This window comes from Pseudomonas sp. LBUM1649 (assembly GCF_059716155.1).
Genome location: NZ_CP166807.1, coordinates 4,935,512 through 4,959,361, shown reverse-complemented (window position 1 = coordinate 4,959,361; position 23,850 = coordinate 4,935,512). Strand labels below are relative to the sequence as shown.

The window sequence follows — 23,850 nt, the reverse complement described above, 5'->3', positions numbered from 1 at the left end:
TTGGAATGACCGTCGGGCGGCTTTGTCATCTCTCGGTCATCTGCATTGCCTACGCTTGCAGGATCTTCAAACAGCCGATTTTCCCGCCGGTTCTGCCCTGAAAGAGTGCTGGTCTAGTCCAGATAGGTAACGTTGATGCGCGATGAGGCAACAAAAGCGGTGACAACCATTGGCCAAGTGCTTCAGGAGCAGCTTGATCACGGGCTGCTGGCTGCCGGGAGCAAGTTGCCAGCTGAACGCAAGCTCAGTGAGTTGTTTGGCACCACGCGCATTACCGTGCGCGAGGCGTTGCTGCAGCTCGAAGCCCAAGGCCAGATCTATCGCGAAGAGCGTCGTGGCTGGTTCGTGTCGCCGCCGCGCCTGGCCTATAACCTGATGCAACGCAGCCACTTTCACGCCATGGTCAGCGCCCAGGGGCGAGTGCCGTCCACAGAAGTCATTTCAGCGCGATTGCAGCCGGCATCGGCGGCGGTCTGTGCCTGGTTACAGTTGCCGGCGTTGTCGAGCGTGATTCAGGTCTGTCGTTCGCGGCGTATCGATGGGCGACTGGTGTTGTACGTGGAGCACTATCTGAATCCGCAGTATTTTCCGGGCATCCTGGATTTCGACTTGAATCAGTCGATCACCGAGCTGTATGCGCGGCACTACGACCTGCACTACGGGCGGGTGCGCTTCGAGATCGTGCCGACGGCGTTGTCGGCAGACGCGGCGGCCGCATTGCGGGTGTCGGTGGGCAGTCCTGGACTGCGCATCGCCCGGGTCAATTACGATCAGCATGAGCGGCTGATCGATTGTGACCTGGAGTTTTGGCGCCACGATGCGATCCATGTGGGGGTCGATGTGGGCGTCGATGTGGCCTGAACCTGGCCGTCGCAGGCTCTAGCCCTTATCCGAAACGGTAGATGTCCATGCCCAACGCGCCCAGGGTGAATCCCTGGTGGGCAATGCTGAACTGGCCCCCGGCACTGCGGGCAAAGTACAACGGCAACAAATGTTCATCGCTGGGATGGTTACGCACCGCGTTCGGTGCTTGCCGGCGATAGTCGTGCAAGGCGGCCTCATCGTTTGCCGCCAGCTTTTCGATCATCCAGTCGCGGAATACCTGAGCCCAGGGTTGCACGCTCTCGGGGCCGGCATGCCAGTCCAGCTCTCGCAGGTTGTGGGTAATACTGCCGGAGCCGATCAACAGCACGCCCTGTTCGCGCAAGCCTGCCAGGGCATGGCCAACTCGGGCCTGTAGCGCCGGGCCGCCTCGGGTGGGCTGTGAAACCTGCACAATCGGGATATCGGCCTGCGGGTACATCAACGACAGCGGCACCCAGACGCCATGGTCGAACGGTCGTGTGTTGTCGATGCGGGCGGGAAGGGCATTGGCGTGTAACAGATTGACCACCTGTGCGGCCAACCCAGGGTTACCGGGGGCCGGGTATTGCACCTCGAACAGTGCCCGTGGAAAACCGCCGAAGTCATGCCAGGTGTCTGGCTGCGGGTTGCCGCCGACCAGCAGTTCATCGCTTTCCCAGTGCGCGGAGACAATCACGATGGCGTCTGGCCTGGGCATTTCTGCCGCCAGGCGAGCGAGGGCCGGCCCGCTCGCGCCAGGTTCCAGGGCCAGCATCGGCGAGCCATGGGATATGTACAGGCTGGGGAACATGGATGAGCTCCTGAGAGTTAAGATAGCGCCATCTTCTGTCAGATCATTGATCTAAATCTAATATAAGTTTTAGGGTGTTTTGATCGAATTTTCGGGGTTATTTATGCAGCCGGAGTTTTGGCACAAAAAGTGGGCGTCGAATCAGATCGGCTTTCACTTGCCGCAAGTGAATCCCTATCTGCAAAGGTTTTGGCCGCAATTGGGTGTGGAGGACGGCGCCCGCGTGCTGGTGCCGTTGTGTGGGAAGAGTCTGGATTTGTTGTGGCTCGCACGCGAAGGCCATGAGGTGTTGGGAATCGAACTGTCGGAAAAGGCCATTGAGGATTTCTTCAATGAGCACCATTTCGACCCTGATGTCAGCGAGCAGGGCCCGTTCAAGGTCTATCGGGCGGGCTCGATCGAGCTTTGGTGCGGTGATTTTTTTGCGTTGACTGCCGGTGATGTTGCCGATTGCGCCGCTCTTTACGACCGCGCCGCGCTGATTGCGCTACCGCCGCCAATGCGTGAGCAATACGCCGCGCATCTAACGCGGATTCTGCCGAAGGATGCGCTTGGGTTGTTGATTACGCTGGATTACGACCAGGCGCAGATGCCCGGTCCGCCGTTTGCTGTGCTCGATGAAGAGGTGCAGCGGTTGTTCGGTGCTTCGTGGACGCTGAAGATCCTGGAAGATCAGGATGTGCTGAGCGAGGGCGGGAAGTTTCTGGAGGCAGGAGTCACGCGGCTTGAGGAGCGCGTTTATCGGGTTTCCAGCCGGTAATCGAAATCAGCAGAAAAAAAAGGCCCGCATCACTGCGGGCCTTCTTGTTTACTTCGCCAGCTCTCAACCGCGACGACGCGCCAGTGCGTCGATGCGCTCTTCCAGCGGCGGGTGGCTCATGAACATGCGGGCGAAGCCCTGTTTGATGCCACCATTGATGCCGAAGGCATTCAGGGTGTCAGGCATATGCACCGGCAGGCCCTGTTCCGCACGCAGGCGTTGCAGTGCGCCAATCATCGCATTGGTACCGGCCAGGCGTGCACCGGCTTCGTCGGCGCGGAATTCGCGTTTGCGCGAGAACCACATGACGATGGCACTGGCCAGGATACCCAGGACCAGTTCGGCGAAGATGGTCGCCACGTAGTAGGCAATGCCCTGGCCTTCTTCGTTCTTGAAGATCACCTTGTCGACAAAGTTGCCGATGATCCGTGCGAAGAACATCACGAAGGTGTTCACCACGCCCTGGATCAAGGCCAGGGTGACCATGTCGCCATTGGCCACGTGGCCAATTTCGTGGGCCAGGACGGCTTTCACTTCATCCGGCGAGAAACGCTCCAGCAGGCCCTGGCTTACGGCGACCAGTGCGTCGTTCTTGTTCCAGCCCGTGGCAAAGGCGTTCGCCTCGTAGGCCGGGAAGATACCGACTTCGGGCATCTTGATCCCGGCTTCGCGGGACAGTTGCTCGACCGTTTGCAGTAGCCATTGCTCGTGACGCGTGCGCGGCTGGCTGATGATTTGGGTGCTGGTGCTCATCTTCGCCATCCACTTGGAGATGAACAGCGAGAACAGGGAACCAGCGAAACCGAAGACCGCACAGAAAATCAGCAGCTGATTGAGGTTGAGATCAACCCCATTGGCCGCCATGAACCCGTTGAAGCCGAAAAGGCTCAGGGTGATGCTGGCAATCAGCACGACCGCCAGGTTAGTGGCCAAGAACAGCAGGATGCGCATCATGGTTGTAGAAATCTCCTCATGCTAAAGATGTAGCGTACTGCGGGGTATATAAGGTGCTGCAACGGGGTATTCAACCGAGTGACTATTTCAAACTGTGTCCTACAGCGATAGCGTAGCTGTTTGCAGGGCATTTCCGACGTGGGAAGGCGAAGTGTTTGTCAGGCCACCGGCGGCTGAGTGCCCGTCGTTACTCGACGTGACCAGGCAATGTGTCATTGCACAGGCTTCGAGGCAGAGGTCATGGGTAGGGCACAAGCATGTGTTGCAGAATGAATCAACGTGCGATGTTTCTGGCATCGCACGGTGACAGGCCGCTTACTGGCGATAGGATTTGAGGAAATTGCCAATGCGTCCGATGGCCATGTCCAGGTCATCGACGCGCGGCAGGGTCACGACGCGGAAGTGGTCGGGCCATGGCCAGTTGAAGGCCGTGCCTTGCACCACCAGCAGCTTCTCCGAGAGCAGCAGGTCGAGGACGAACTTTTCGTCGTTGTGGATCGGGCAGACCTTCGGGTCGATCCGCGGGAACGCATACAGCGCGCCCATCGGTTTGACGCAGCTCACGCCAGGAATGTCGTTGAGCAGTTCCCAGGTGCGGTTACGCTGTTCCAGCAGGCGCCCTTGCGGCAGCACCAGATCGTTGATGCTTTGATAGCCACCCAGCGCGGTCTGGATCGCGTGCTGGCTTGGCACGTTGGCGCACAGGCGCATGTTGGCCAGCATGTCGATACCTTCGATGTAGCTCTGGGCGTGGTGTTTCGGTCCGGAAATGGCGATCCAGCCGGAACGGAAACCGGCCACGCGATAGGACTTGGACAAGCCGTTGAAGGTCAGGCACAACAGGTCCGGCGCCAGGGACGCGGTGCAGATGTGCACGGCATCGTCGTAAAGGATCTTGTCGTAGATCTCGTCGGAAAAAACCACCAGGTTGTGCTGGCGGGCCAGTTCCAGCATGCCCAGCAGGACTTCTTTCGAATACACCGCACCGGTCGGGTTGTTCGGGTTGATGATGACCAGCGCCTTGGTGTTCGGGGTGATCTTGGCCTTGATGTCGGCCAGGTCCGGCCACCAGTTGGCCTGCTCGTCGCACAGGTAATGCACCGGGTTACCGCCCGACAGGCTCACCGCGGCGGTCCACAACGGGTAGTCGGGAGCCGGTACCAGCACTTCGTCGCCGTTGTTGAGCAGGGCCTGCATCGACATCACGATCAGTTCGGAAACGCCGTTGCCCAGGTAGATGTCCTCGATGCCGACACCTTCCACCTGCTTTTGCTGGTAGTACTGCATGACGGCCTTGCGCGCACTGAACAGGCCCTTGGAGTCGCTGTAACCCTGGGCGGTCGGCAGGTTGCGGATCACGTCCTGGAGGATTTCGTCCGGCGCTTCGAAACCAAAGGGCGCCGGGTTGCCGATGTTCAGCTTGAGGATGCGATGGCCTTCCTCTTCCAGGCGTTTGGCGTGCTTGAGCACTGGGCCGCGAATGTCGTAGCAGACGTTGGCGAGCTTGTTCGATTTGCTGACCTGCATGGCGATGTGTTCCCGAAAATGAACGATCCAGGCGGCGTATGGACAACCGTGCTGGGAATCCTGCGTATTCACACAGGCCTGACGCCTTGAATGCAGCACCCATAAATCCGTTTGAATGCGCGTGGTCTGGCTGCCAGACTGGCGTTTGACGAGGCGCAATCATACGTGCCGCCCGATCCGTGGAAAAGGTACAGATCGGGCTTTTTCAGCTGCTGAGGTGTGATGATGGAAAAGTTGGAAAAAACCCTGGAAGAATGGAAAGCCATGCTTGATCCGGAGCAGTACAACGTTTGCCGCCTCAAGGGCACCGAACGCCCGTTTTCCGGTAAGTACAATGGCACCAAGACCGACGGTATTTACCACTGCATCTGCTGCAACGAGCCGTTGTTCGACTCCAGGACCAAGTTCGATTCCGGCTGCGGCTGGCCAAGCTTTTATGCACCGATCGGCGATAGCGCCATGACCGAGATTCGTGATGTCAGCCACGGCATGATCCGTACCGAAGTGGTCTGCGCCAAATGCGATGCGCACCTGGGACACGTATTCCCGGACGGGCCGCCGCCAACAGGTCTGCGTTATTGCATCAACTCGGTGTGCCTGGACCTGGTGCCACGCGAGTAATGCGAGCCCTGTAGGAGCGAGCATGCTCGCGATGGACCAGAAAACAACACGGGGCACCAGGCGTCCCGCGTTATCGTTGGCGACCATCGCGAGCATGCTCGCTCCTACAGTGGTTGATGTTTAATTAATTAAATTGCACACAATTCAATTGCTCGCTATGTTTGTCACATCACCCCCTACTCGAGTGTCCCAATCATGAGCGACAACCTCCTGAGCATCCCTTGCACCACCATCAAGGGCGAACAAAAGACCCTGGCGGATTACGCCGGCAAAGCTGTGCTGGTGGTCAACACCGCCAGCAAATGCGGCTTCACCCCGCAATACAAAGGCCTTGAGGAACTGTGGCAGACCTACAAGGATAAAGGCCTGGTGGTGCTCGGTTTCCCCTGCAATCAATTTGGCAAGCAGGAGCCGGGTAACGAAGGGGCGATCAGCGAGTTCTGCGAGCTGAACTACGGTGTCAGTTTCCCGCTGTTCAAAAAAATTGAAGTCAATGGTGACGGCGCCCATCCCTTGTTCGTGCAGTTGAAAAAGCGTGCACCGGGTGTGCTCGGTTCCCAGGGTATCAAGTGGAATTTCACTAAATTTTTGATCGGCAAGGACGGCCAACTGGTCAAGCGCTTCGCCCCGGCGACCAAGCCGCAGGATTTGAGCCGCGAGATCGAAGCCCTGCTTAAATGAACACCTTGTCCGTCGATTCCCTGAACCTCGACAGCCAGCTCTGCTTCAAGTTATACGCGGCTTCCCGGGCGGTGATTCGGGCTTACAAGCCGATGCTCGATCAACTGGGCCTGACTTACCCGCAGTACCTGGCGATGCTGGTGTTGTGGGAATGGCAGGAAACAACCCCGGAGCAGCCCACGGTCAAGGCGCTGGGTGAGCGTCTGGCTTTGGACTCCGGCACGCTGACGCCGTTGCTCAAGCGTCTTGAGCAACTGCAACTGGTCCAGCGCCAGCGCTCGGCGCGCGATGAGCGTGAAGTGCACTTGAGTCTGGCGCCGGCCGGCACCGCGCTGCGTGATCAGGTCGGGCCGCTCAAGTCCCGCCTGTTGTGCGACAGCGGTGTGGACCTGGATCGCCTGAATGACCTGCGCGACGGCCTTGATCACTTGCTGGGGCAAATCAAGGCGTTGTCGTAGCGGGTATCCACACGTCCAGCAGGGCGGCCAGCTCTTCCCGACGGAAAGGTTTGGCCAGGTAGTCGCTCATGCCCGCCGCACGGCAGCGTTCGCGTTCTTCGGACATGGCGTTGGCGGTCAGGGCGACGATGGGCAGTTGCGGCCAGCGACCGCTGCGACGGATTTGCCGACTGGCTTCATAGCCGTCCATGACCGGCATATTACAATCCATCAGCACCAGTTCGAAGTCGCGGCTCTCCAATTGATCCAGCGCCTCGGCTCCATGCGCGGCGACGACCACGTCGCAACCGAGTTTACCCAACATGCCCTTGGCCACCAGTTGGTTGACCGGGTTGTCCTCGACCAGCAGCACCCGCGCACGTCGCTGCGGGACGCGGGCGTCGACCCGGGTATCGTTGGGGGTGTCGGTTTTCGCCAGCAGGATTCGCCGCAAGGTCTGATGCAGCGCATTGCGTGCCAGGGGGCGTGCCTGCTGCTGCAGGGGGGCGAGGGCGTTGGCTTGTTCGCTGGGCATGAAGCTGCCGTAAGCGGTCACCAGCAGAATCGGCGCGCGGATGGTGGGGCGCAGGTTGAACAGGCACTCGGGGCAATCGGTGATCAGTACATCGGGGTCCAGGCCGAGCAACGGGTCATCGATCGAACGCTGCTGATAATCAAGCCCCCAACCGGGCAACACGTTGCTCAGCAGTTCCGCCAAACCGCTGCTGGCGGCGGTAATTGCAATGACCTTGCCCTGCAGGGGAGCCGGGGCAAGTGCCCTGGTGTGACTGGGCAGTGGCAGTTGCGCGCAGAACTGGCTGCCGAAACCGGGTTCAGAGCTAATGGTGAGCCGGCCTTGCATGGCTTCGCACAGGTTGTAGGTCAGGGCCAGGCCCAACCCGGTACCGCCAAATTGTCGGGTGATCCCGGCACCGGCCTGGGTGAAGGGCTGGAAGATCTTGACTTGAGCATCCCGAGGGATGCCGATGCCGGTGTCGCAGACTTCGATGCTGACGCCGTCCTGGCAGGTCGACAGACGCACATCGACCCGGCCGAAACGGGTGAACTTGAGCGCATTGGACAGCAGGTTGCTGACGATCTGCCGGACCCGTGTCGGATCGCCGAGCACCAGTGCTGGAAAGTCCGGATCGATCAGGCAGGTCAGTTCGACACTCGGCGCGGCATTCTGCGACAGCAGGTTGGCGGTGTCTTCGATCAGCGAGCCCAAGTCAAACGGGATGTGCTCGAGCTCGAGCTGGCCGGCATCGAATTTCGACAGGTCGAGAATATCGTTGAGCAACTCCACCAGCACTTTGCCCGAGTCATGGGCGATGGCCAGCTGTTGCTGTTGCTCGGCGCTCAGCGGGCCGTCCAGCGACAGCGCGATCATGCCCAGCAGGCCATTGAGGGGCGTGCGAATTTCGTGGCTCATGTTGGCCAGGAACACTGAGCGCGCTTCGGCCATATCCAGGGCGGTACTGCGGGCGACTTCCAGTTCCTGATTGGATTGACTGAGCCGGGCATTGATGGCCTCGAGTTCGGTCGTGCGCGCCGAAACGATGTTTTCCAGCTGGCCAAGATAGTCGGTCAGGCGGTTTTCGGCGTTGCGTCGCTGCTGGATTTCGGTGGCGATGTTTTCGAATTGCTGGTTGGCGACTTTCACCAGCACGCCGATTTCATCATTGGCATGTCCCGCCGGACATTCCAGTGATGTCGGCTCCGCGCTGCGCGGATCACGGCCGCTGAGTTCGCGGATGACCCGCACCAATGGCTTGGTCAGCATCACGTAGAACAACGCCAGGAGGATACCGGTCAGGAGCAGGCTGCGGGCGAAACCATTGAGCAGGGTCACCTCGGCCCGCCGCAGGAAGCGGTAGCCGAACGAGTAAGTGTCGACGTCCAGTTGCAGTGTGCCCAGGGATTCGCTGGGCAGATGATCCAGGTACAGGCGGTCTTCGAACTGCCGTTTGGCCCCGAACAAAAGGTCACTCAATACCCGATAGCCGCTTTGCAGGCCAGGACGCTTGACGTTGGCCAGGATACTACCGTTGTTGTCTGTCAGTTTCGCACCGATGATCGCAGGCGAGCGCAGCAGGCCCAAGGCCAGTTCCTGGGCGAGTTCGGCGTCGATGTTGTAGGCGATGCGCGAGGCGGGGTTGTGACTGATTTCGAGCAAAGACAGTATTTCGCGGTTGATGGAGGCGTCTTCACTGGCATAATCGATGCCTATTTGCAGCACGCTGAGCAGCATACCCAGAACGAAACCGACCAGCACGGTGAGCCGCGCTTGTTTGTAAGACAGCCGGTTGGTGAACTTGATATCCATGGGGTGTTGAATCACTTCCGTTTTCCTTCGCTGCTCAAGCATAGTCGATCATGCAGGGTGATCCCACGAGCCCTGCTACAGGGCGGTTGACCGTTCATCGAACGCTGTGTTTCGTCGCTGTATCGCCATCATTACTGTGAACGTGCCCGAGGAGAAGACGTGGATTCCAGATTAAATGCTTTTCTTGAACGTGCCGATGCCGTTCTGGCCCGTATCGAACCGCTGCTGCCCACCCCTCGGCAAGCCATCGACTGGACACATTGCCTGGCGGCGCGCTGGCAGCGCGAGGGGCGCAGCGGTTTTCTGCTGCCGCTGCAAGTCAGCCTGGACATGCGCCTGAGCGACCTGATCGGCGTCGACCGCCAAGTGGAGCAACTGGGGCGAAATACCCGTCAGTTCCTCGATGGCATGCCGGCTAACCACGCCCTGCTCTGGGGTTCGCGCGGCACCGGCAAATCGTCGCTGGTGCGCGCTTTGCTGGCCGAACACGCCAAGGCCGGTCTGCGCCTGATCGAAATAGAGCGTGATCACCTGGCAGACTTGCCGCGGGTGGTCGAGCAGATCGCCAAGCTGCCGCAGCGTTTCGTGCTGTTCTGCGATGACCTGTCGTTCGAGTCGGGCGAGGGCGATTATCGCGTGCTCAAAAGCGTTCTCGACGGTTCGCTCGAACAGGCACCGGACAACGTGTTGCTGTACGCCACCTCCAACCGTCGCCACCTGGTGCCGGAAAAGGAAAGCGATAACGAAAACTGGAAACGGGTCGATGGCGAATTGCACCCCAGCGAGGCAGTGGAAGACAAGATCGCCCTGTCGGACCGCTTCGGTTTGTGGCTGTCGTTCTATCCGTTCACCCAGGAACACTTCCTCGACGTCGTCGAACACTGGATCGGTCAATTGGCCGACAAGGCAGGCCTTGCGTGGCAGCGCACCGAAGAGCTGGACATCCTAGCGGTGCGCTGGGCCACGGGGCGTGGCAATCGTAACGGACGTTGCGCGTATCAATTTGCCCGCTACTGGGTGGGGCTCAAACTGTTGGAGCACAAGGCATGATTGATTTACACAAGAGCGGCCAGGGCCTTGAGGGCTACGGCATGCTGCACGCGCAGCTGGAATCCTTGCTGGCGGACGAGCGCGACTTCATTGCCAACGCCGCTCAGTTTTCGGCGTTCCTGTTCAATCAGCTCGAGGGCTTGAACTGGGCCGGGTTCTACCTCAATCGTAATGAAGAGTTGGTGCTGGGTCCGTTTCAAGGGCAAATCGCCTGCGTCCGGATTCCCTTCGGTCGGGGCGTGTGCGGAACGGCGGCGGCGACCTTGCAGACCCAGCGGGTCGAAGACGTGCACGCATTTGCCGGGCATATCGCCTGCGACAGTGCGTCGAACAGCGAGCTGGTCGTGCCCTTGGTCAAGGACGGTCGCCTGATCGGCGTGCTCGACCTCGACAGCCCGCAACTGGCGCGTTTCACCGCGCAGGATCAAGCGGGTATCGAGCAACTGGCGGCTATTTTCCTGCGTCTGACCGACTGCTGATCACACTTTCAAGCCTGCCTTGATCAGCAGGCTTGACGCGTCCACTGCATCGACCTGTTGTGGGTCGAGGAAGCGCCGGGCGTACTGCAGATAAATCTGTGCGTTGATGAACAGCTCGAACAACTGCGGGTCGATGTGGGCATCCCGGCACATGGTGGCCATGATGCCCAGCGCTTCACTCAGGGTCTTGGCTTTCTTGTAGGGGCGGTCGGCGGCGGTCAGCGCTTCGAAGATATCGGCAATCGCCATCATCCGCGCCGGCAGGCTCATTTGCTCACGCTTCAAGCGTTTTGGATAACCGGTGCCATCCATTTTTTCGTGGTGGCCGCCGGCAATCTCCGCGACGTTGCCCAGGTGTTCGGGGAAGGGCAGTTGGCTGAGCATCAGAATCGTCTGCACCATGTGGTGGTTGATGATGTAGCGCTCCTCAAAGGTCAAGGTGCCTCGGGCAATGCTCAAGTTGTAGAGCTCGCCGCGGTTGTACTTGTAACGCGGGACATCGAGCTTGAAGCCCCAGGGATTGTCCTGGGCAATCAATTCGGTTTCGGCGCGCTCGAACAGATGCTCGGGCCGGTCCGCCAGCAACGCTTCGCGAACGGGCAGTGTCGGTGCCGGCGTCCGCGCCTGGCGCTGGTTCTCTTCCCAGGAAATACCCAGCCGGTCATCCAGGGTTCGCGTCCAGGTGCGTTGAGCGATACTGCGCAGGCGTTGCAGGTCAGCCTCGGCCATGGCCTCGCCGCCGAGGTTGCAGCGGGCGATGAAGGCGAAATCATCATCGAGCCCCGCCAGGGTGGCATCGCGCTGATGCGCCAGCTGTTGCTCGTCGCCACCTTGGGCAATGGCTTGCCAATAGCTGATCCAGGCATCGCGCTTGAGCACTTCGAAGCGGGTACGTATTTCGTGGATGCGGTCGTTCAGGGTTTCGAGTTTGGTGGCTTTGTCGACGACATACTCCGGGGTTGTCACCTTGCCGCAGTCATGCAGCCAGGCGGCGATGTGCAGCGCCTCCCACTCATCGTCCGTGGGCTGATAGTCGCGCAAGGCCGGGTCCTGGCTGGCTGCCGCGGCCTGGGCGAGCATCAGCGTCAGGGCCGGTACTCGTTGGCAATGGCCGCCGGTGTAGGGGCTCTTGGCATCAATCGCGCCGGCCAGCAGTTTGATGAAGGCGTCCAGCAGCTGTTTTTGCCGGTCTTGCAAGCGCTGGCTTTCGATACTCACAGCGGCCGCACCGGACACCGCCTGCAAGAACGCGATGCGGTCGGGACGCAGTTTGTCCAGGTCGCTCTGGTTACCGCTGTCGGCCAACAGAAACACCAGCAGGCCGACGGTTTCGTTGTGACGATTGTGTAAGCGGATGCCGATCAGGTGAACGCGGGGACAGACCATTGCCAGCAGGACTTGCTGTAAATCCCCCGCCTGTTCGAAACCGAGCTGGGTGACGACGCTATCGGCCTTCGATAGCTGCTGCAGCCAGGCGGGGCTGTGCGCGTCCTGAAACCCGTGGGCGCAAAGGTCGAATGAAGACAGGGCTTGTGCCGTGTCGTTGATCACCAGGCCTTGGGGTTCCATCAGATCGCCATCCCCTTCGCGCAGGTAGATCAGGCCGGCCTGGGCCTGGCCAATCCTTACCGTTTCAAACAGCACCCGCTCCAGCAATGGGGCAAACCGGGTCTCGGCGCTCAGGCTGTCAGTGATCTGGAAGAAGCTCGCCAGGGTGTCTTTCATGCGCGCCATCGACACGCTCAGTTGGTCGACCTCGAGCACCGGAGAGCGGCGTGCGGCGGGAAAGTTGAAATCGAAACTGCGAATCGCATCCGCCTCCTGCACCAGGGCGCGCAGGGGCTTGACCAGGATCCTGGAGGTCAGCCATCCCAGTGGCACGCACAACAGCAGGGTCGCCAGGGTAATCAGCGCGCCTTGCCAGCGTATGCGGTAGGCGTCGACGAGCAATTCATCTTCGGGTACCAACATCGCCAGTTGCAGTCCCTGGGGGCCGCCTTCCTGGATGCTGCTGCGGGCAACGATCCATTGACGACCCATGGCAGTCAGGCGATTGCCCTGCGCAGGATTGTCGAGCAGTGCTTCCAGGGCGGGACTCAGGTCGACGGCCTTGCTCAGGCGGGCGGTTTGATCGTCAACGATCAGGCGACGGCTGTCGGGATAAGCGATGGCATTGCCTTGGGCATCGAACAGCACGATCTCAGTAGCGGGCGTCACCACATGTTTGGCCAGGGTGGCCGAGAGCTCGGCCAGGGTCAGGTCGGCAGCGATCACGGCATGCTCGCCGCTGCGCCGCGCCAGGGTGGTACCGACGTTGTGAGTCGAAAAAAAAACGTAGGGCTCGGTGGTGATCTGGTCAAGGTCCTGGCTGGCGCTGATAAACCAGGCGCGGCTGCGCGGATCGTAGGTTTCGCCGAGGTTGTCCTGACGGCTGACGAGCGTCAGTTCCTGATCGAAAAACAGGAATTGCGAATGCGCCTGGCCACTGCTGTTTCGCTCGATACTCCAGACCTGATAGGCCGCAGTATCCGGGGCCTTGAGCAGCGCTTTCAGATCTGGCGTGCGCAGCGGGCGAACCATGAAAAAGTCGCCGGTGTCGTACCCCAGGTACAACGAAGCCAGGTCGGGGTTGTCCTTGAGTGACTGACTGAAGGGCTGGAGCAGCGCCAGGCGCTGTTGCAGATCGGGGGACAGGGCTGCGGGGTTGAGCCTCAACAGGCTCAGCAAATGTCGAATCGGCTCATAGGTCGCGTGCAGGTCCAGGCGCACGTCCTGCTCGATTCGACTGAACAGCTTTTCACTGCTCGAAAGAATGATTTGAGTGGTTTGCCGGTAGTTGAAAATGCCCAGCACGATCCCGGTCAGCAACAGCAGGCAAGTGAACATCACGCTGATATGAACGTGCAGGGGAAACCGCCGTTGATCCGGGCGCAGTGGGCTGGGCATGCAGGTCACTCCGTGATGGTTAACACACTGCTCCGCGTCCAAGCATAGTTAAGGCTCGCTTATTGTGCTGGCGTCGTTTTGCTCGATTTGTTGCAGTAATGCCTGCTCCAGCTCGAGCAGGGCGCGCTCCACGGCGTCGCAGCATTCGCTCACTTTCTCGGGGGAAAAGCGCTCGTGGCAGGTTGCTTCCAGCGCCTCGCAGCTGTCGATCAACCGAGTGGCCTGGACGATTCGGGCGGCGCCCTTGATTTTATGGGCAATGTCGAGAAATGCCTGGGGGGCCGGTGTGCCGGACAACGCCAGCAGATCCTGTCGATCCAGGCGGTTGCTGTTCAACAGTTCGGTCAGCAGGCGCAGGTTCAACGCCGGGTTGCCCCCCGTCAACAAATGCAAGCCTTGCAGGCTGAAGGCCGGGGCGACGACCGTGGGCTGGATACCCTTGACCCATTGACTCAAGGCGACCAGGGAGAGTGGCTTGAACAGGCAGTCGTCCATCCCGGCCTGTTTGCAACGTTGAATCTCTTCGGGCTGAGCGTTGGCGGTAAAGCCCAAGAGGGTGCAGCGCGGCTGTTGCGTGAGCTGTTCATGGCGACGAATGGCTTGGGCCAGTTCGTATCCGTTCATGACCGGCATGTTGCAATCGGCGATCACCAGGTCGAATGCGTCGGATTTCCACGCGTCCAATCCAGCCTGGCCATCTGCCGCGACGCTGAATCGATGGCCCAGAAATTCCAGCTGCTGGCACATCAGCAAGCGATTGGCCGCGTGGTCGTCGACCACCAGCACATTCAAAGGGACCGTAGCGCAGTGGATGGGGGGCTCAGCTATTTGTTCCCTGGATTCACGAGGCAGCGTGGGTAACGGCAATGAAATCCTCACTCGGGTACCGACGCCCGGCTGGCTGCTCAAGTGCAGGCTGCCGTTCATCATTTCGCACAGGTTGCGGCTGATCACCAGGCCAAGCCCGGCACCGCCCCTGGCCGACTGCCCGGCATTACCGGCCTGGGCGAAAGGTTCGAACAGGCGTTGCTGATCCTCATGGCTGATTCCCGGGCCACTGTCTTCGACCAGCAGCAGCATTTGCACCCGGTCAGCCTCGCAGGTCATGTGCAGGGCGACAATAATCCTGATCTGGCCGTGCTCGGTAAACTTGATGGCATTGCTGACCAGGTTCGACAACACCTGCTTGAAGCGCAGGGGATCGAGCAACACGTCGACCGTCGGATTGGCCGGGTTGAGTTCCAGTTGCAGTTCGAGCCCCTTCTGTCGGGCCAGCCCATCGAAGATACGCGCCACCGACGCCACGATTTCCTCTGGATTGACCCGTTCCGGATTCAGGCTCAGGTGCCCGGACTCGATGCGGGCAATATCGAGGATGTCCCCGATCAGTTCCAGCAGGTCCTTCGCCGAATGGTACGCCACATCAATGGCGGGACGATCCGGGTGGTGGTGTTCGATGCGCTTGAGCGTCAGTTCGAGCATGCCGATGACGGCATTCATCGGGGTGCGGATTTCATGACTCATGGTTGCCAGGAACGTGCTCTTGGCCCGGTTGGCTTCGTCGGCACGCTCTTTGGCGCAACGCAGGTCATCGAACAATTGCCGCCGTTCGCTGATGTCGATCCAGCCACCAATGATGCCTTGCACCTCACCGCTTGAGTCGCGGTAGGGAAGAATCCAGTGATAGATCGTCAACCGGCGGCCGCCAATGTGCAGCGCACGGTCAAGGATCATGGGCGTGCCCTCGGCCACGACACGCTGGTAATCGGCCTGGTACTCCCGAGCTTCGAAGGCGTTGCTCATGGTGCCCTGGATCACGCTTTTACCGATCACGTTTTCGCGTTTTGCGTTGAAGGCTTGCAGGTAACTGTCATTGCAACTTTGCAGCAGTCCTTGACGATCACGCACATAAATCGGGTGAGGCGTGCCGTTGACCAATGAACCCATGAACTCCAATTGATCGTTCAGCGCTCGCTCGGCCGCCCTGCGTTGATTGATCTGGCGCCGCATGTAAGCGTTCCAGGTCACGGAGATCAACAACAGCAATCCCGCACCGATGACGATCTGATAGAACACCCGTTGATAATTGCGCCAGGTACTTTGCGAGGAGGCCGAATAGCCGCGCCAACGGCTGTTGATGACGCCCAGCTCCTGCGGCGCGATGCTCAACAGTGCCTTGTTGAGGATGTCATTGAGTTCCTTGGCCTCGCGCCCGGTTGCCAGGGAGAATGCCGCCTGCTGGGTGCCGATGGTGGTGCTGATTTGCAGATCGGTTTCGAACAGTTGCGATGCGATGAAGTAGTTGGCGATCACCAGCGAGTTCACCGCTCCTTCCACCCGGCCTTCGGCAAGCATTTCTACGGCGCTGAAGGTGTCCGGGGTCTTGATCACCCGGATCTGCGGAAACTCGCTACGCAGATAGTCGATCAGGGGGTTGCCACGGGCAATGGCCAGGCTCTTGCCCTGAAGCTGTGCAAGGTTTGTCGGACTGTCATGCGCCTTGCGTGTCAACAGGACGTAGGAGTTCTGCAGGTACGGGCGGGTAAAGTTCAGCAAGGTATCCCGTCGCGCGCTAGGGAGCAGCGCGGCGATCAGGTCGGCCTGGTCGGTCTTGATTCGCTCGATCATGTCGCTGTCGCTGCGGCTGCGCTGAATGTCGAAGCGCAGGCCGGTACGCAATCTGATCAACTCAAGCAGATCCGCGGCAATCCCGCGAAAGTTGCCGGCACTGTCAAAAAACGTCAGCGGCGCATAGGCCTCATTGACGACCACCCGGACCACCGGATGTTGCGCCAGCCAGCGCTCCTCACTGTAACTGAGCTCCAGTTTTTGATCGGTGAGCAGGATATCGCTCCCGGCGCTCCAGCGTTTGGCGATGTTTTCCCGTTCGCTGGCGGGGATAGCCGCGAGCGTCGTATTGATGATGTCGAGCAGTTGTGGATTGGTCTTGTGCACGGCAAAGCTGAAACCATGGGCTTCGTGCTTGCCGAAACTGGCCATGCGAATGTTGTTCAGATAGCCCTTGTTGATCATGTAATGGGTTGAAATGGTGTCACCGAGAAAAACATCGGCCTGGTCGAAAGCAACGGCATTGATTGCGTTCTGGTAGGAGGGATAGGACGTGATGATTGCCTTCGGATACAACGCCTTTACCTCCTCCAGGGGCAAGTAGTGATACAGCATGCTGAGCCGCAACCCGGAAAGTCCATCATTGAGCGGCCGGGTTTCGCCTTCTCGAGTCACCAGGACCGGTTGATCTACCGCATAAGGCCTGGAAAGCGCGATGTGGTCATTGCTCGCCTCGAATCCGTTGGCGGTGCCCAGCAGGTCTACCTCGCCGTTTTCGAGCGCTTCGATCGCAGCTCCCCGGGAGGTGAAGCGCTGGACCTTGATGGGCAGGCCAAGGACCTTGCCAAGTATGCCCGCGTAATCCGCAGTAAAACCTTCGTAGTCACGACCGCTGCTGGTCAGGTCGAAGGGGGGATAGTCTGGCGCTGAAGTACCCAGGATCAGTTCATGTTTACCCTCGATCCAATGTCGTTGTGATTGATCCAGCTGGACTTCGAGGTGCAGGGGCGCTGAGCGACTGAGCAAGGTGAATTGTTCAGGGGCCTGCGCGGCTTGCAACGAGGTGCACAGGCACAAACCTGTGGTCATGATCAGCAGATAGTCCTTCAAGCGGCTGGGCATCCTGTGTCTCACACTAACGCGTTACGTTTTGCCATCTCGATGAGTTCAACCAGTGATTTGGCCTTGAGTTTCTGCATGAGTCGTTTTTTATAAGTGCTGACCGTTTTGTTGCTCAGGAACATGCCTTTGGCGATTTCCTTGTTATTGCGACCTTGTGCAAAAAGTTGCATTACCATGAGCTCCCTGTCATTAACTGATTTGAACAGTTCAAGTTCGGCGCACCGCGCTTCGTCACCACGAGCAGGGTTCAAGGCTTCACTGGGAAAATAGTTATAACCTGACAGTACCGCTTTGATGGCGCTCACCAGTTCGCTCAACTCTTCCTGTTTGCAAACATATCCCGAGGCGCCGGATTGCATGCAGCGTATACCGAACAGCGTCGGGCATTGTGCAGTCAATACCAAGGTTCTCGGGGGCGTATGCATGGCGTTGAAACGGGTCAGCACTTCCAGGCCATCCAGTTTGGGAATGCTGATATCGAGAATGACCAGGTCGGGCATGCATTCACGAACCATCTGCATGGCATCGACACCATTATCGGTTTCACCGACGACTTTAAAGCCCTCGTGTTCAAGCAACATACGAACGGCAAGCCGGATGACAGGGTGATCGTCGACGATAAAAACGGAGTTCATAATCAAATCCCATGCGAGCTCAAATAAAGCGCGCACCTTAGCTCAGATAGTTGAGACGACGTATGAACTGACGGGTCCGTCGCGGCAATATAGGAATGTTCCTACATGCGAAAAGGAAATGACTTACGTGTCAAACGGTTTTTTGGGGTGGTTTTCACAAATAATGTTGCTGTTTAATTGTGGGGCGCAGGGCGGTGATTAGTGGATCGCACAATTTTTTTTGAGCGCCTGGTTGCAGGGTCAGGGAATCAATTTCAATAATTGTCTCAGCTCGCATTGTTTCAAAGGTTTTATCAAGTAGCCAAGTAATGGCAGCCCGTTGAGGATTGCCAGGTTTTCAAGTTCGCCCAATTCAGTGGCTGTCAGGCTACTTAAAAGTATTGCCTGCTTGATCATTCCCTGATGGCTGGCGATTTTTATCAGGTCAATGCCAGAAACTTCGGGCAGGCATTGATCGCATAACAGTATATCGAAGGGCTTCTCTGCCCCGAACATGTGTTGCAAGGCGCCTCTGGCACAGTCGCTGGTGGTCAAATGGGTGAAGCCATAACTTTCAAGCAGACACTGAGTGGCCCTGAGCTGAAACGGATGGTCTTCCACCAGCATGATGCGCAGATTGTCGTTGATCATATTATTCACGCTTCTTCTATCGGAACCGATAGGCGTGATTGTTTCCCGACAAGGACCGGGCATTCGATCAGTGCACTCGACAGGTGCTGTAGGGGGATTCGGTGTTCATTGAATGTTTTTGGAGTTTCAGGCCTGATCGGCCATTACCGAGGGGGTAATGGCTAATCGACCGTTTGTCGTCAGTGGCTGGAACGACCTGTCATCTCGAGGGCCATGTGGCTGGCGTAGCTGTCAGTCATGCCGGCGATGAAGTCGATCATGCGCAGGAACGAGTTGTGTAGAGGGCCGTTCGGATCGGGCGCATTGTTGCCCAACAGGTCGAGAACCCGCCGGCTCTTGAAGGACGGCGTTCGACCGTTGTGTTGTTCCAGTGCGGCACCGCAGAAAGCATTGAGCAGAATTTCCAGGGTGGTATAGGCACCGATCTCATGCAGGGTCTTGCGTTTGTCCTGGAAAATCTTCTGCCGTGCCATGTCTTTTGCGTTGAGGACGCAGCGTTTGGCCGGGCCGTGCATGTGCTCCACCAGGTCGCCAGCCAGGGAACCGGCCAACAGTGCATCCTGTTGCTCGACAAAAGCGCGGGCCGCTGCGTTGGTCAGGTGTTCGATGGCCTTGCCCCGCAGGATCGCCAGTTTGCGCCGACGCGAATCCTGCGGGCCGAGCAGGCGATAGGTCTGCGGTAAATCGTCGCCCACCAGATCCAGTAGCAGGGACTCGACTTCGGCGTACTCCAGCAACTCCATTTCCAGGCCGTCTTCCAGGTCGATCAACGCATAGCAGATGTCATCGGCGGCCTCCATCAGGTACACCAGCGGATGGCGTGCCCAGCGCTGCTCCTCAAGCTGCGGCAGGCCAAGTTTTTGCGCGATCTGCTCCAGTAGCGGCAGTTCGCTCTGGTAGCAACCGAACTTGTGTTTCTTGTACCCCAGGGAGTCGGCGTGTCTGGCTGTCCATGGGTATTTCAGGTAAGTGCCCAAGGTGGCATAGGTCAGCCGGGTTCCACCGTCGAACTGGTGATATTCAAGCTGGGTCAGTACCCGAAAGCCTTGGGCATTACCTTCGAAGTTGAGGAAGTCATTGCGTTGCGCTTCACTCATCGCATCCAGCCAGCCCCGTCCGGCGGCTTGCTGGAACCAGTGCCGAATCGCGTCTTCGCCGGAATGGCCGAAGGGTGGATTGCCAATGTCATGGGCCAGGCAGGCCGATTGCACCACCATCCCCAGATCACCGGGTTCACACCAGTCGGGCAGGGCGCTGCGGATGGTTTCGCCGACGCGCATACCCAGTGAACGGCCAACGCAACTGACTTCCAGCGAGTGGGTCAGGCGCGTGTGGATATGGTCGTTGCTGTGGACCGGGTGAACTTGAGTCTTGCGCCCGAGACGGCGGAACGCCCCCGAGAAAATAATTCGGTCATGATCCTTGTGAAAAGGACTGCGGCCCAATTCTTGCGGGCTGTGCAGGGGCTTTCCGAGGCGTTCGCGGGTAAGCAGGGTAGGCCAATCCAAGGCTGGTTCTCTCCGTCAGGTGACTGATTGACTAGCTTCCCGGTTCGCATCGGTACCTGCAAGTGTCACTACAGCCCGACTGCATCGATATCGATGAGCAGCAGGCGTTCGCCGTTGTCGAAAAATTGCCCGGCGGTGAGGCAGTACTGATTGCTGGTGGCGTCGCGATAAGTATTGGAGAGGGTCAGCTGACGTTCTTCCCAACCCTGAGCCAGCAGGTGATAAAAATACGGACGCCACGACCAGTTATGGCCCAGGTAGCGGTTGTCGGCGACCCAGCCGTTATTGCGCCATTCCAGGTTGGGCGTCAGCTGCGTACCGTGTCGGTCGCACTGATAGAAACGCAGCAGCCAGGGAAAGGCATCCAGTTGTGGCAGGGCACTCAGGGGCGCGCAAGTCTGTGCCCAGGCCTGCAGGATCGCCATCAGTTCGCGAAGTTGCTGGCGCATGATCTTCAGGCGACCGCGTTCGACCAACTTTTGCTGCACATAGCGCTGACGCAGGTGCGCAAAGCGCTCGACGAAGGCGTCAGCGGCAAAGAAATCCGCTTGAGCTGCGGCAAACAGAAACCCCTGGACGTAACGTGAGCCGCACTCCAGGGCAAAATTCAGTTGCGCTTCGGTTTCCACGCCTTCGGCAATGATCCAGCAACCGGTTTTTTCCGCCATTTGTGCCAGGGCCTTGACGACATCGCCGCTGGGCCCGCCCAGCGCCGCCGCCTGGAACAGGCGCATATCGAGTTTGAGGATGTCCGGTTGCAGCGCCAGTACCCGATCGAGCTGAGAGTACCCTGCGCCGAAATCATCGATGGCGATCCGGGCGCCGGCTTGCCGGTAACGCGCCACCACTTGTGCCAGGCGCTGGATGTCGCCACCCAGTTCAGTGATTTCGAAGACGATGCGCCGCGGGTCGACACCGTGCTTTTGTAGCTGTCCGAGGCTCGGCAACGGTTGGTCAGGGCGCAGGCGGCTGATCCAGCGTGGGGAAATGTTCAGGCTGAGAAACCAGTCGCCGGGCGCTTCATGCAGGCGACTCAGCGCGTTATCGCGTAGCTGGCGGTCCAGGCGACGCAGGGCAACGGCGTTCGTTCGGGAATCAGCGAACAGCGGCCCCACCGAAGCCAGTTGGCCGTCGGCCTGACGCAGTCGACCCAGGGCTTCCACGCCGGCGATACGGCCCGTGGCGGTATCGATGAACGGCTGAAAGCAGGCGAGCGGTTGCCCGTCGATCACAAGGCCTCCTTGTTGGATCTTGTTTTTGGATAAAACCTGGTCACCGGGTAGGCACGCAGGATTGAACCCCTCGATGAAGAGGTTCGATCCCGTGGGTACTGCAAGAATGTAGCCAGGTACTGACAGGGTCAGTGATTGCGCGAAGAACCTTGCAAGACCAGTTTGACCAGAGGCCCCAGGGTGGTGCCCAGTCGGACCAGTCGGGTCAGGCTGTCCAGGCCGGCGCCGTTCCTGGCGCCCTTGCCGCTCAGAAAACCCAGCAGGGTGACGGCCGCCATGCCCCACAGCGGTGCATGCTTGATGCCGAACCCGTCCTGCAGGTTTTGGGTCATGCCACGCACTCGCTGCAAGGGTTGCAGCAGTTGCGCGGATTCGTGGCGGATTTCCTGGCGGTGCATTTCCATGCGCAGGCGGATCAGTGCCTTGCGCATTTCCGTGCGCGAGCTGTTTCGAGGCAGTTCGGGCAGGTTCATGGCAGCAGGCGCTCCCGATCATTGGCCAGTTCTTCCAAGGTGCCATGGAAGGGCGAGGATTCATCGAAGATCGCTGCTCTCAAGCGCATCCCGCAGAAGACGCATGCGAGGGTGTAGAACACACAGAGCGCGATGATGGCGGGCAGGCGATAAGTGTCCCAAAACAGGATCAGCACCAGTGTCGACAACCCCACCAGCAACAGCAAGGCAAACACCAGCGCCAAGCCTGCAAACAGCAACAGGCTCACGGTGCGGGCTTTTTGTTCCTGTAATTCGATGCCGAACAATTCGACATGGCTGTGCAGCAGTCCAAGGAAAGCGGCACCCAGGCGCCGCGGTGAGGAGCTTGGGCCTGTCCCGGACAAGCCGGATTCATCGATCGCCATATCAGCGCCGAGTCGCCAGCAAGCCAATCAGAAAGCCCACGCCGGCCGCGATTCCGACCGATTGCCATGGGTTGGCCTGGACATAGTCCTCGGTGGCGGTCACGGCAGCCTTGCCGCGTTCGCGCAGGGAGTCTTCGGTCAATTTCAAGGTTTCCCGTGCACGCAGCAGACTGTCGTGGATCTGCTCGCGCAATTCATCGGCCTGGTCACCGGCCAGGGAGGCGGTGTGTTCCAGCAACCGTTCGGTATCGCTGACCAGTGTTTGAAAATCGTTGATCAGGATTTCTTGAGCAGTCTTTGCCTTGATGCTGGCCATTGGTGATCTCCATAAGTGGCGTCTGAATCGTTCGAGTATGAGCCTTGTGTGAAGGTTCAGTACAAATGACTGGTACAACTTTTGCTGTGTCGTGGTGCGTTAGCCCGCGCCGTTGCGCTGTTGCTGGGCAAGATTCCAGTAAAACCTTAACTCAAACAATCGAAACCCGCGCAAATGTCCAGGTCGTGATTGGCCTTGATGCACCCTGTGCTCCAAAACGGTTCGTCGGGAGAGACTTGCTGGAATCGACAAGTCTCAACTTGGTGCATGGATTGCCCGCGCGAACTGCTTTGGTGCTTTTTTCAGCCTTAAGGTCTGCCAAATCCATGGAAAATCTGCAAAGCGCTGTGGACACCCTTGTCCATAGCTCCAATACATTGTTCATCCTGATCGGTGCGGTCATGGTACTGGCCATGCACGCCGGCTTCGCCTTTCTCGAAGTCGGGACGGTCCGGCAAAAAAACCAGGTAAACGCATTATCGAAGATTCTCAGTGACTTTGCCGTTTCGACCCTGGCTTACTTCTTTATAGGCTATTGGATTTCCTACGGGGTCACCTTTATGCAACCGGCGGCCGTGATCAATGCCGATCACGGCTATGGCCTGGTGAAGTTTTTCTTCCTGCTGACCTTCGCCGCGGCGATCCCGGCAATCATTTCCGGTGGCATCGCCGAGCGTGCCCGGTTTGTCCCGCAATTGTGCGCGACAGCGCTGATCGTGGCGTTCATCTATCCCTTCTTCGAGGGCATGATCTGGAACGGCAACCTGGGTCTGCAGGCCTGGCTGCTGGAGCGCTTCGGCGCCAGCTTCCATGATTTTGCCGGTTCCGTGGTGGTGCACGCCATGGGCGGTTGGCTGGCGCTGGCGGCGGTACTGTTGCTGGGACCACGCAATGGGCGTTACCGCGAAGGGAAGCTGGTGGCGTTCGCGCCGTCGAGCATCCCCTTCCTGGCGTTGGGCTCGTGGATTCTCATTGTCGGCTGGTTCGGCTTCAACGTGATGAGCGCGCAAACCCTGCAAGGGGTCAGCGGGCTGGTAGCGGTGAACTCGCTGATGGCCATGGTCGGCGGTACGATGGCAGCGCTGATCGTTGGGCGCAATGACCCGGGCTTTCTGCACAACGGCCCGTTGGCCGGGCTGGTGGCGATCTGTGCCGGTTCAGACCTGATGCACCCCGTGGGTGCGCTGGTCACCGGTGCCATCGCCGGAGCACTGTTTGTCTGGTGCTTTACTGCCGCGCAAGGCAAATGGCATATCGATGACGTGCTGGGTGTCTGGCCGCTGCATGGTTTGTGTGGCGCCTGGGGCGGGATCGCCTGCGGCATTTTCGGTAAGAGTGCTTTGGGTGGATTAGGCGGTGTGAGCCTGATCAGCCAGTTGATCGGCACTGCACTGGGTGTGGTGGTGGCGCTGGTCGGTGGCTTTGCAGTGTATGGCGTGATCAAGGCGTTCCATGGAATGCGCCTGAGCCAGGAAGAAGAGTATTACGGCGCGGACTTGTCGGTGCACAAGATCGGCGCAGTCAGTCAGGATCAGTAGTGGGTTC

Annotated in this window: 21 protein-coding genes; 8 read left to right on the top strand and 13 right to left on the bottom strand. The window is 59.1% G+C overall.

Features of this window, described 5'->3' with window-relative positions; translation table 11 throughout:
- Positions 1-135: 135 nt before the first annotated feature.
- Complete coding sequence (locus ACA058_RS22880) at positions 136-861, top strand: UTRA domain-containing protein (protein ID WP_497636023.1); 726 nt, start codon at positions 136-138, stop codon at positions 859-861.
- Positions 862-886: 25 nt separating this feature from the next.
- Here ACA058_RS22880 and ACA058_RS22875 read toward each other — a convergent pair whose 3' ends face one another.
- Positions 887-1,654, bottom strand: coding sequence for a DODA-type extradiol aromatic ring-opening family dioxygenase (locus tag ACA058_RS22875; protein WP_497636022.1), 768 nt, complete (start codon positions 1,652-1,654; stop codon positions 887-889).
- Positions 1,655-1,757: 103 nt separating this feature from the next.
- Between ACA058_RS22875 and ACA058_RS22870 the strand changes: the two genes are divergently transcribed.
- On the top strand, positions 1,758-2,414 hold the full coding sequence (locus tag ACA058_RS22870; RefSeq protein ID WP_497639987.1) for a thiopurine S-methyltransferase: 657 nt from the start codon (positions 1,758-1,760) through the stop codon (positions 2,412-2,414).
- 63 nt (positions 2,415-2,477) lie between these two features.
- On the opposite strand, the gene htpX is transcribed toward ACA058_RS22870, so the two are convergent.
- Positions 2,478-3,368: a protease HtpX gene (htpX, locus tag ACA058_RS22865; RefSeq protein WP_497636021.1), complete on the bottom strand. Its 891-nt coding sequence runs from the start codon at positions 3,366-3,368 to the stop codon at positions 2,478-2,480.
- A 315-nt stretch (positions 3,369-3,683) separates the two neighbouring features.
- Positions 3,684-4,895, bottom strand: a complete 1,212-nt coding sequence (locus ACA058_RS22860) for a pyridoxal phosphate-dependent aminotransferase (RefSeq protein WP_008030363.1) — start codon at positions 4,893-4,895, stop codon at positions 3,684-3,686.
- A gap of 225 nt (positions 4,896-5,120) precedes the next feature.
- Here ACA058_RS22860 and msrB point away from each other — a divergent pair, with 225 nt between their 5' ends.
- From msrB to ACA058_RS22845, 3 genes are all read left to right on the top strand, one after another.
- Positions 5,121-5,516, top strand: a complete 396-nt coding sequence (msrB, locus tag ACA058_RS22855; RefSeq protein WP_497636020.1) for a peptide-methionine (R)-S-oxide reductase MsrB — start codon at positions 5,121-5,123, stop codon at positions 5,514-5,516.
- 195 nt (positions 5,517-5,711) lie between these two features.
- Positions 5,712-6,197 (top strand): glutathione peroxidase, encoded by a 486-nt coding sequence (locus ACA058_RS22850; RefSeq protein ID WP_497636019.1) that lies wholly within the window; start codon positions 5,712-5,714, stop codon positions 6,195-6,197.
- The gene (locus ACA058_RS22845) at positions 6,194-6,655 is read left to right on the top strand and encodes a MarR family winged helix-turn-helix transcriptional regulator (RefSeq protein WP_497636018.1); all 462 of its coding nucleotides are present in this window, start codon (positions 6,194-6,196) and stop codon (positions 6,653-6,655) included. Before ACA058_RS22850 ends, ACA058_RS22845 begins: the two co-directional genes overlap by 4 nt.
- Here ACA058_RS22845 and ACA058_RS22840 read toward each other — a convergent pair.
- Entirely contained in the window at positions 6,639-9,002 is a 2,364-nt protein-coding gene (locus ACA058_RS22840) for a hybrid sensor histidine kinase/response regulator (protein ID WP_497636017.1), read from the bottom strand. The genes ACA058_RS22845 and ACA058_RS22840 overlap by 17 nt on opposite strands.
- A 117-nt stretch (positions 9,003-9,119) precedes the next feature.
- Here ACA058_RS22840 and ACA058_RS22835 point away from each other — a divergent pair, with 117 nt between their 5' ends.
- Both ACA058_RS22835 and ACA058_RS22830 read left to right on the top strand, forming a co-directional pair.
- A complete protein-coding gene (locus tag ACA058_RS22835) occupies positions 9,120-10,010 on the top strand; it encodes an ATP-binding protein (RefSeq protein WP_497636016.1) in 891 nt (296 codons plus the stop codon).
- The gene (locus ACA058_RS22830; RefSeq protein ID WP_497636015.1) at positions 10,007-10,489 is read left to right on the top strand and encodes a GAF domain-containing protein; all 483 of its coding nucleotides are present in this window, start codon (positions 10,007-10,009) and stop codon (positions 10,487-10,489) included. The genes ACA058_RS22835 and ACA058_RS22830 overlap by 4 nt, the downstream gene beginning before the upstream one ends.
- On the opposite strand, the gene ACA058_RS22825 is transcribed toward ACA058_RS22830, so the two are convergent.
- From ACA058_RS22825 to ACA058_RS22785, 9 genes are all read right to left on the bottom strand, one after another.
- Positions 10,490-13,435 carry an HD domain-containing phosphohydrolase gene (locus ACA058_RS22825; protein ID WP_497636014.1) on the bottom strand — a complete coding sequence of 982 codons (2,946 nt, stop codon included), beginning with the start codon at positions 13,433-13,435 and terminating at the stop codon, positions 10,490-10,492. It abuts the gene before it with no gap.
- A gap of 48 nt (positions 13,436-13,483) precedes the next feature.
- Positions 13,484-17,125, bottom strand: a complete 3,642-nt coding sequence (locus tag ACA058_RS22820; protein ID WP_497636013.1) for a transporter substrate-binding domain-containing protein — start codon at positions 17,123-17,125, stop codon at positions 13,484-13,486.
- A gap of 8 nt (positions 17,126-17,133) precedes the next feature.
- Positions 17,134-17,760: a response regulator transcription factor gene (locus tag ACA058_RS22815; RefSeq protein WP_272603202.1), complete on the bottom strand. Its 627-nt coding sequence runs from the start codon at positions 17,758-17,760 to the stop codon at positions 17,134-17,136.
- 240 nt (positions 17,761-18,000) lie between these two features.
- Positions 18,001-18,390, bottom strand: coding sequence for a response regulator (locus ACA058_RS22810; RefSeq protein ID WP_497636012.1), 390 nt, complete (start codon positions 18,388-18,390; stop codon positions 18,001-18,003).
- A 179-nt stretch (positions 18,391-18,569) separates the two neighbouring features.
- Positions 18,570-19,898, bottom strand: coding sequence for a deoxyguanosinetriphosphate triphosphohydrolase (locus tag ACA058_RS22805; RefSeq protein ID WP_497636011.1), 1,329 nt, complete (start codon positions 19,896-19,898; stop codon positions 18,570-18,572).
- Positions 19,899-19,966: 68 nt separating this feature from the next.
- Positions 19,967-21,130: an EAL domain-containing protein gene (locus ACA058_RS22800; RefSeq protein ID WP_497636010.1), complete on the bottom strand. Its 1,164-nt coding sequence runs from the start codon at positions 21,128-21,130 to the stop codon at positions 19,967-19,969.
- A gap of 128 nt (positions 21,131-21,258) precedes the next feature.
- A complete protein-coding gene (locus ACA058_RS22795) occupies positions 21,259-21,603 on the bottom strand; it encodes a hypothetical protein (RefSeq protein ID WP_497636009.1) in 345 nt (114 codons plus the stop codon).
- Complete coding sequence (locus ACA058_RS22790; protein WP_248678874.1) at positions 21,600-21,989, bottom strand: phage holin family protein; 390 nt, start codon at positions 21,987-21,989, stop codon at positions 21,600-21,602. Before ACA058_RS22790 ends, ACA058_RS22795 begins: the two co-directional genes overlap by 4 nt.
- 1 nt (position 21,990) lies before the next feature.
- Positions 21,991-22,305, bottom strand: coding sequence for an ElaB/YgaM/YqjD family protein (locus ACA058_RS22785; protein ID WP_497636008.1), 315 nt, complete (start codon positions 22,303-22,305; stop codon positions 21,991-21,993).
- A gap of 326 nt (positions 22,306-22,631) precedes the next feature.
- Here ACA058_RS22785 and ACA058_RS22780 point away from each other — a divergent pair, with 326 nt between their 5' ends.
- A complete protein-coding gene (locus tag ACA058_RS22780; RefSeq protein WP_497636007.1) occupies positions 22,632-23,843 on the top strand; it encodes an ammonium transporter in 1,212 nt (403 codons plus the stop codon).
- Positions 23,844-23,850: the final 7 nt, after the last annotated feature.

Excerpts from the sequence above, each read along its gene's own strand:
- ACA058_RS22815 (WP_272603202.1), bottom strand. The coding sequence starts at position 17,760 with ATGAACTCCGTTTTTATCGTCGACGATCACCCTGTCATCCGGCTTGCC.
- ACA058_RS22860 (WP_008030363.1), bottom strand. The coding sequence starts at position 4,895 with ATGCAGGTCAGCAAATCGAACAAGCTCGCCAACGTCTGCTACGACATT.
- ACA058_RS22790 (WP_248678874.1), bottom strand. The coding sequence starts at position 21,989 with ATGGCGATCGATGAATCCGGCTTGTCCGGGACAGGCCCAAGCTCCTCA.
- ACA058_RS22795 (WP_497636009.1), bottom strand. The coding sequence starts at position 21,603 with ATGAACCTGCCCGAACTGCCTCGAAACAGCTCGCGCACGGAAATGCGC.
- ACA058_RS22810 (WP_497636012.1), bottom strand. The coding sequence starts at position 18,390 with ATGATCAACGACAATCTGCGCATCATGCTGGTGGAAGACCATCCGTTT.
- ACA058_RS22870 (WP_497639987.1), top strand. The coding sequence starts at position 1,758 with ATGCAGCCGGAGTTTTGGCACAAAAAGTGGGCGTCGAATCAGATCGGC.
- ACA058_RS22825 (WP_497636014.1), bottom strand. The coding sequence starts at position 13,435 with ATGCCCAGCCCACTGCGCCCGGATCAACGGCGGTTTCCCCTGCACGTT.
- ACA058_RS22850 (WP_497636019.1), top strand. The coding sequence starts at position 5,712 with ATGAGCGACAACCTCCTGAGCATCCCTTGCACCACCATCAAGGGCGAA.
- ACA058_RS22840 (WP_497636017.1), bottom strand. The coding sequence starts at position 9,002 with ATGCTTGAGCAGCGAAGGAAAACGGAAGTGATTCAACACCCCATGGAT.
- ACA058_RS22830 (WP_497636015.1), top strand. The coding sequence starts at position 10,007 with ATGATTGATTTACACAAGAGCGGCCAGGGCCTTGAGGGCTACGGCATG.
- ACA058_RS22845 (WP_497636018.1), top strand. The coding sequence starts at position 6,194 with ATGAACACCTTGTCCGTCGATTCCCTGAACCTCGACAGCCAGCTCTGC.
- ACA058_RS22875 (WP_497636022.1), bottom strand. The coding sequence starts at position 1,654 with ATGTTCCCCAGCCTGTACATATCCCATGGCTCGCCGATGCTGGCCCTG.
- htpX (WP_497636021.1), bottom strand. The coding sequence starts at position 3,368 with ATGATGCGCATCCTGCTGTTCTTGGCCACTAACCTGGCGGTCGTGCTG.
- ACA058_RS22820 (WP_497636013.1), bottom strand. The coding sequence starts at position 17,125 with ATGCCCAGCCGCTTGAAGGACTATCTGCTGATCATGACCACAGGTTTG.
- ACA058_RS22780 (WP_497636007.1), top strand. The coding sequence starts at position 22,632 with ATGGAAAATCTGCAAAGCGCTGTGGACACCCTTGTCCATAGCTCCAAT.
- ACA058_RS22785 (WP_497636008.1), bottom strand. The coding sequence starts at position 22,305 with ATGGCCAGCATCAAGGCAAAGACTGCTCAAGAAATCCTGATCAACGAT.
- ACA058_RS22880 (WP_497636023.1), top strand. The coding sequence starts at position 136 with ATGCGCGATGAGGCAACAAAAGCGGTGACAACCATTGGCCAAGTGCTT.
- msrB (WP_497636020.1), top strand. The coding sequence starts at position 5,121 with ATGGAAAAGTTGGAAAAAACCCTGGAAGAATGGAAAGCCATGCTTGAT.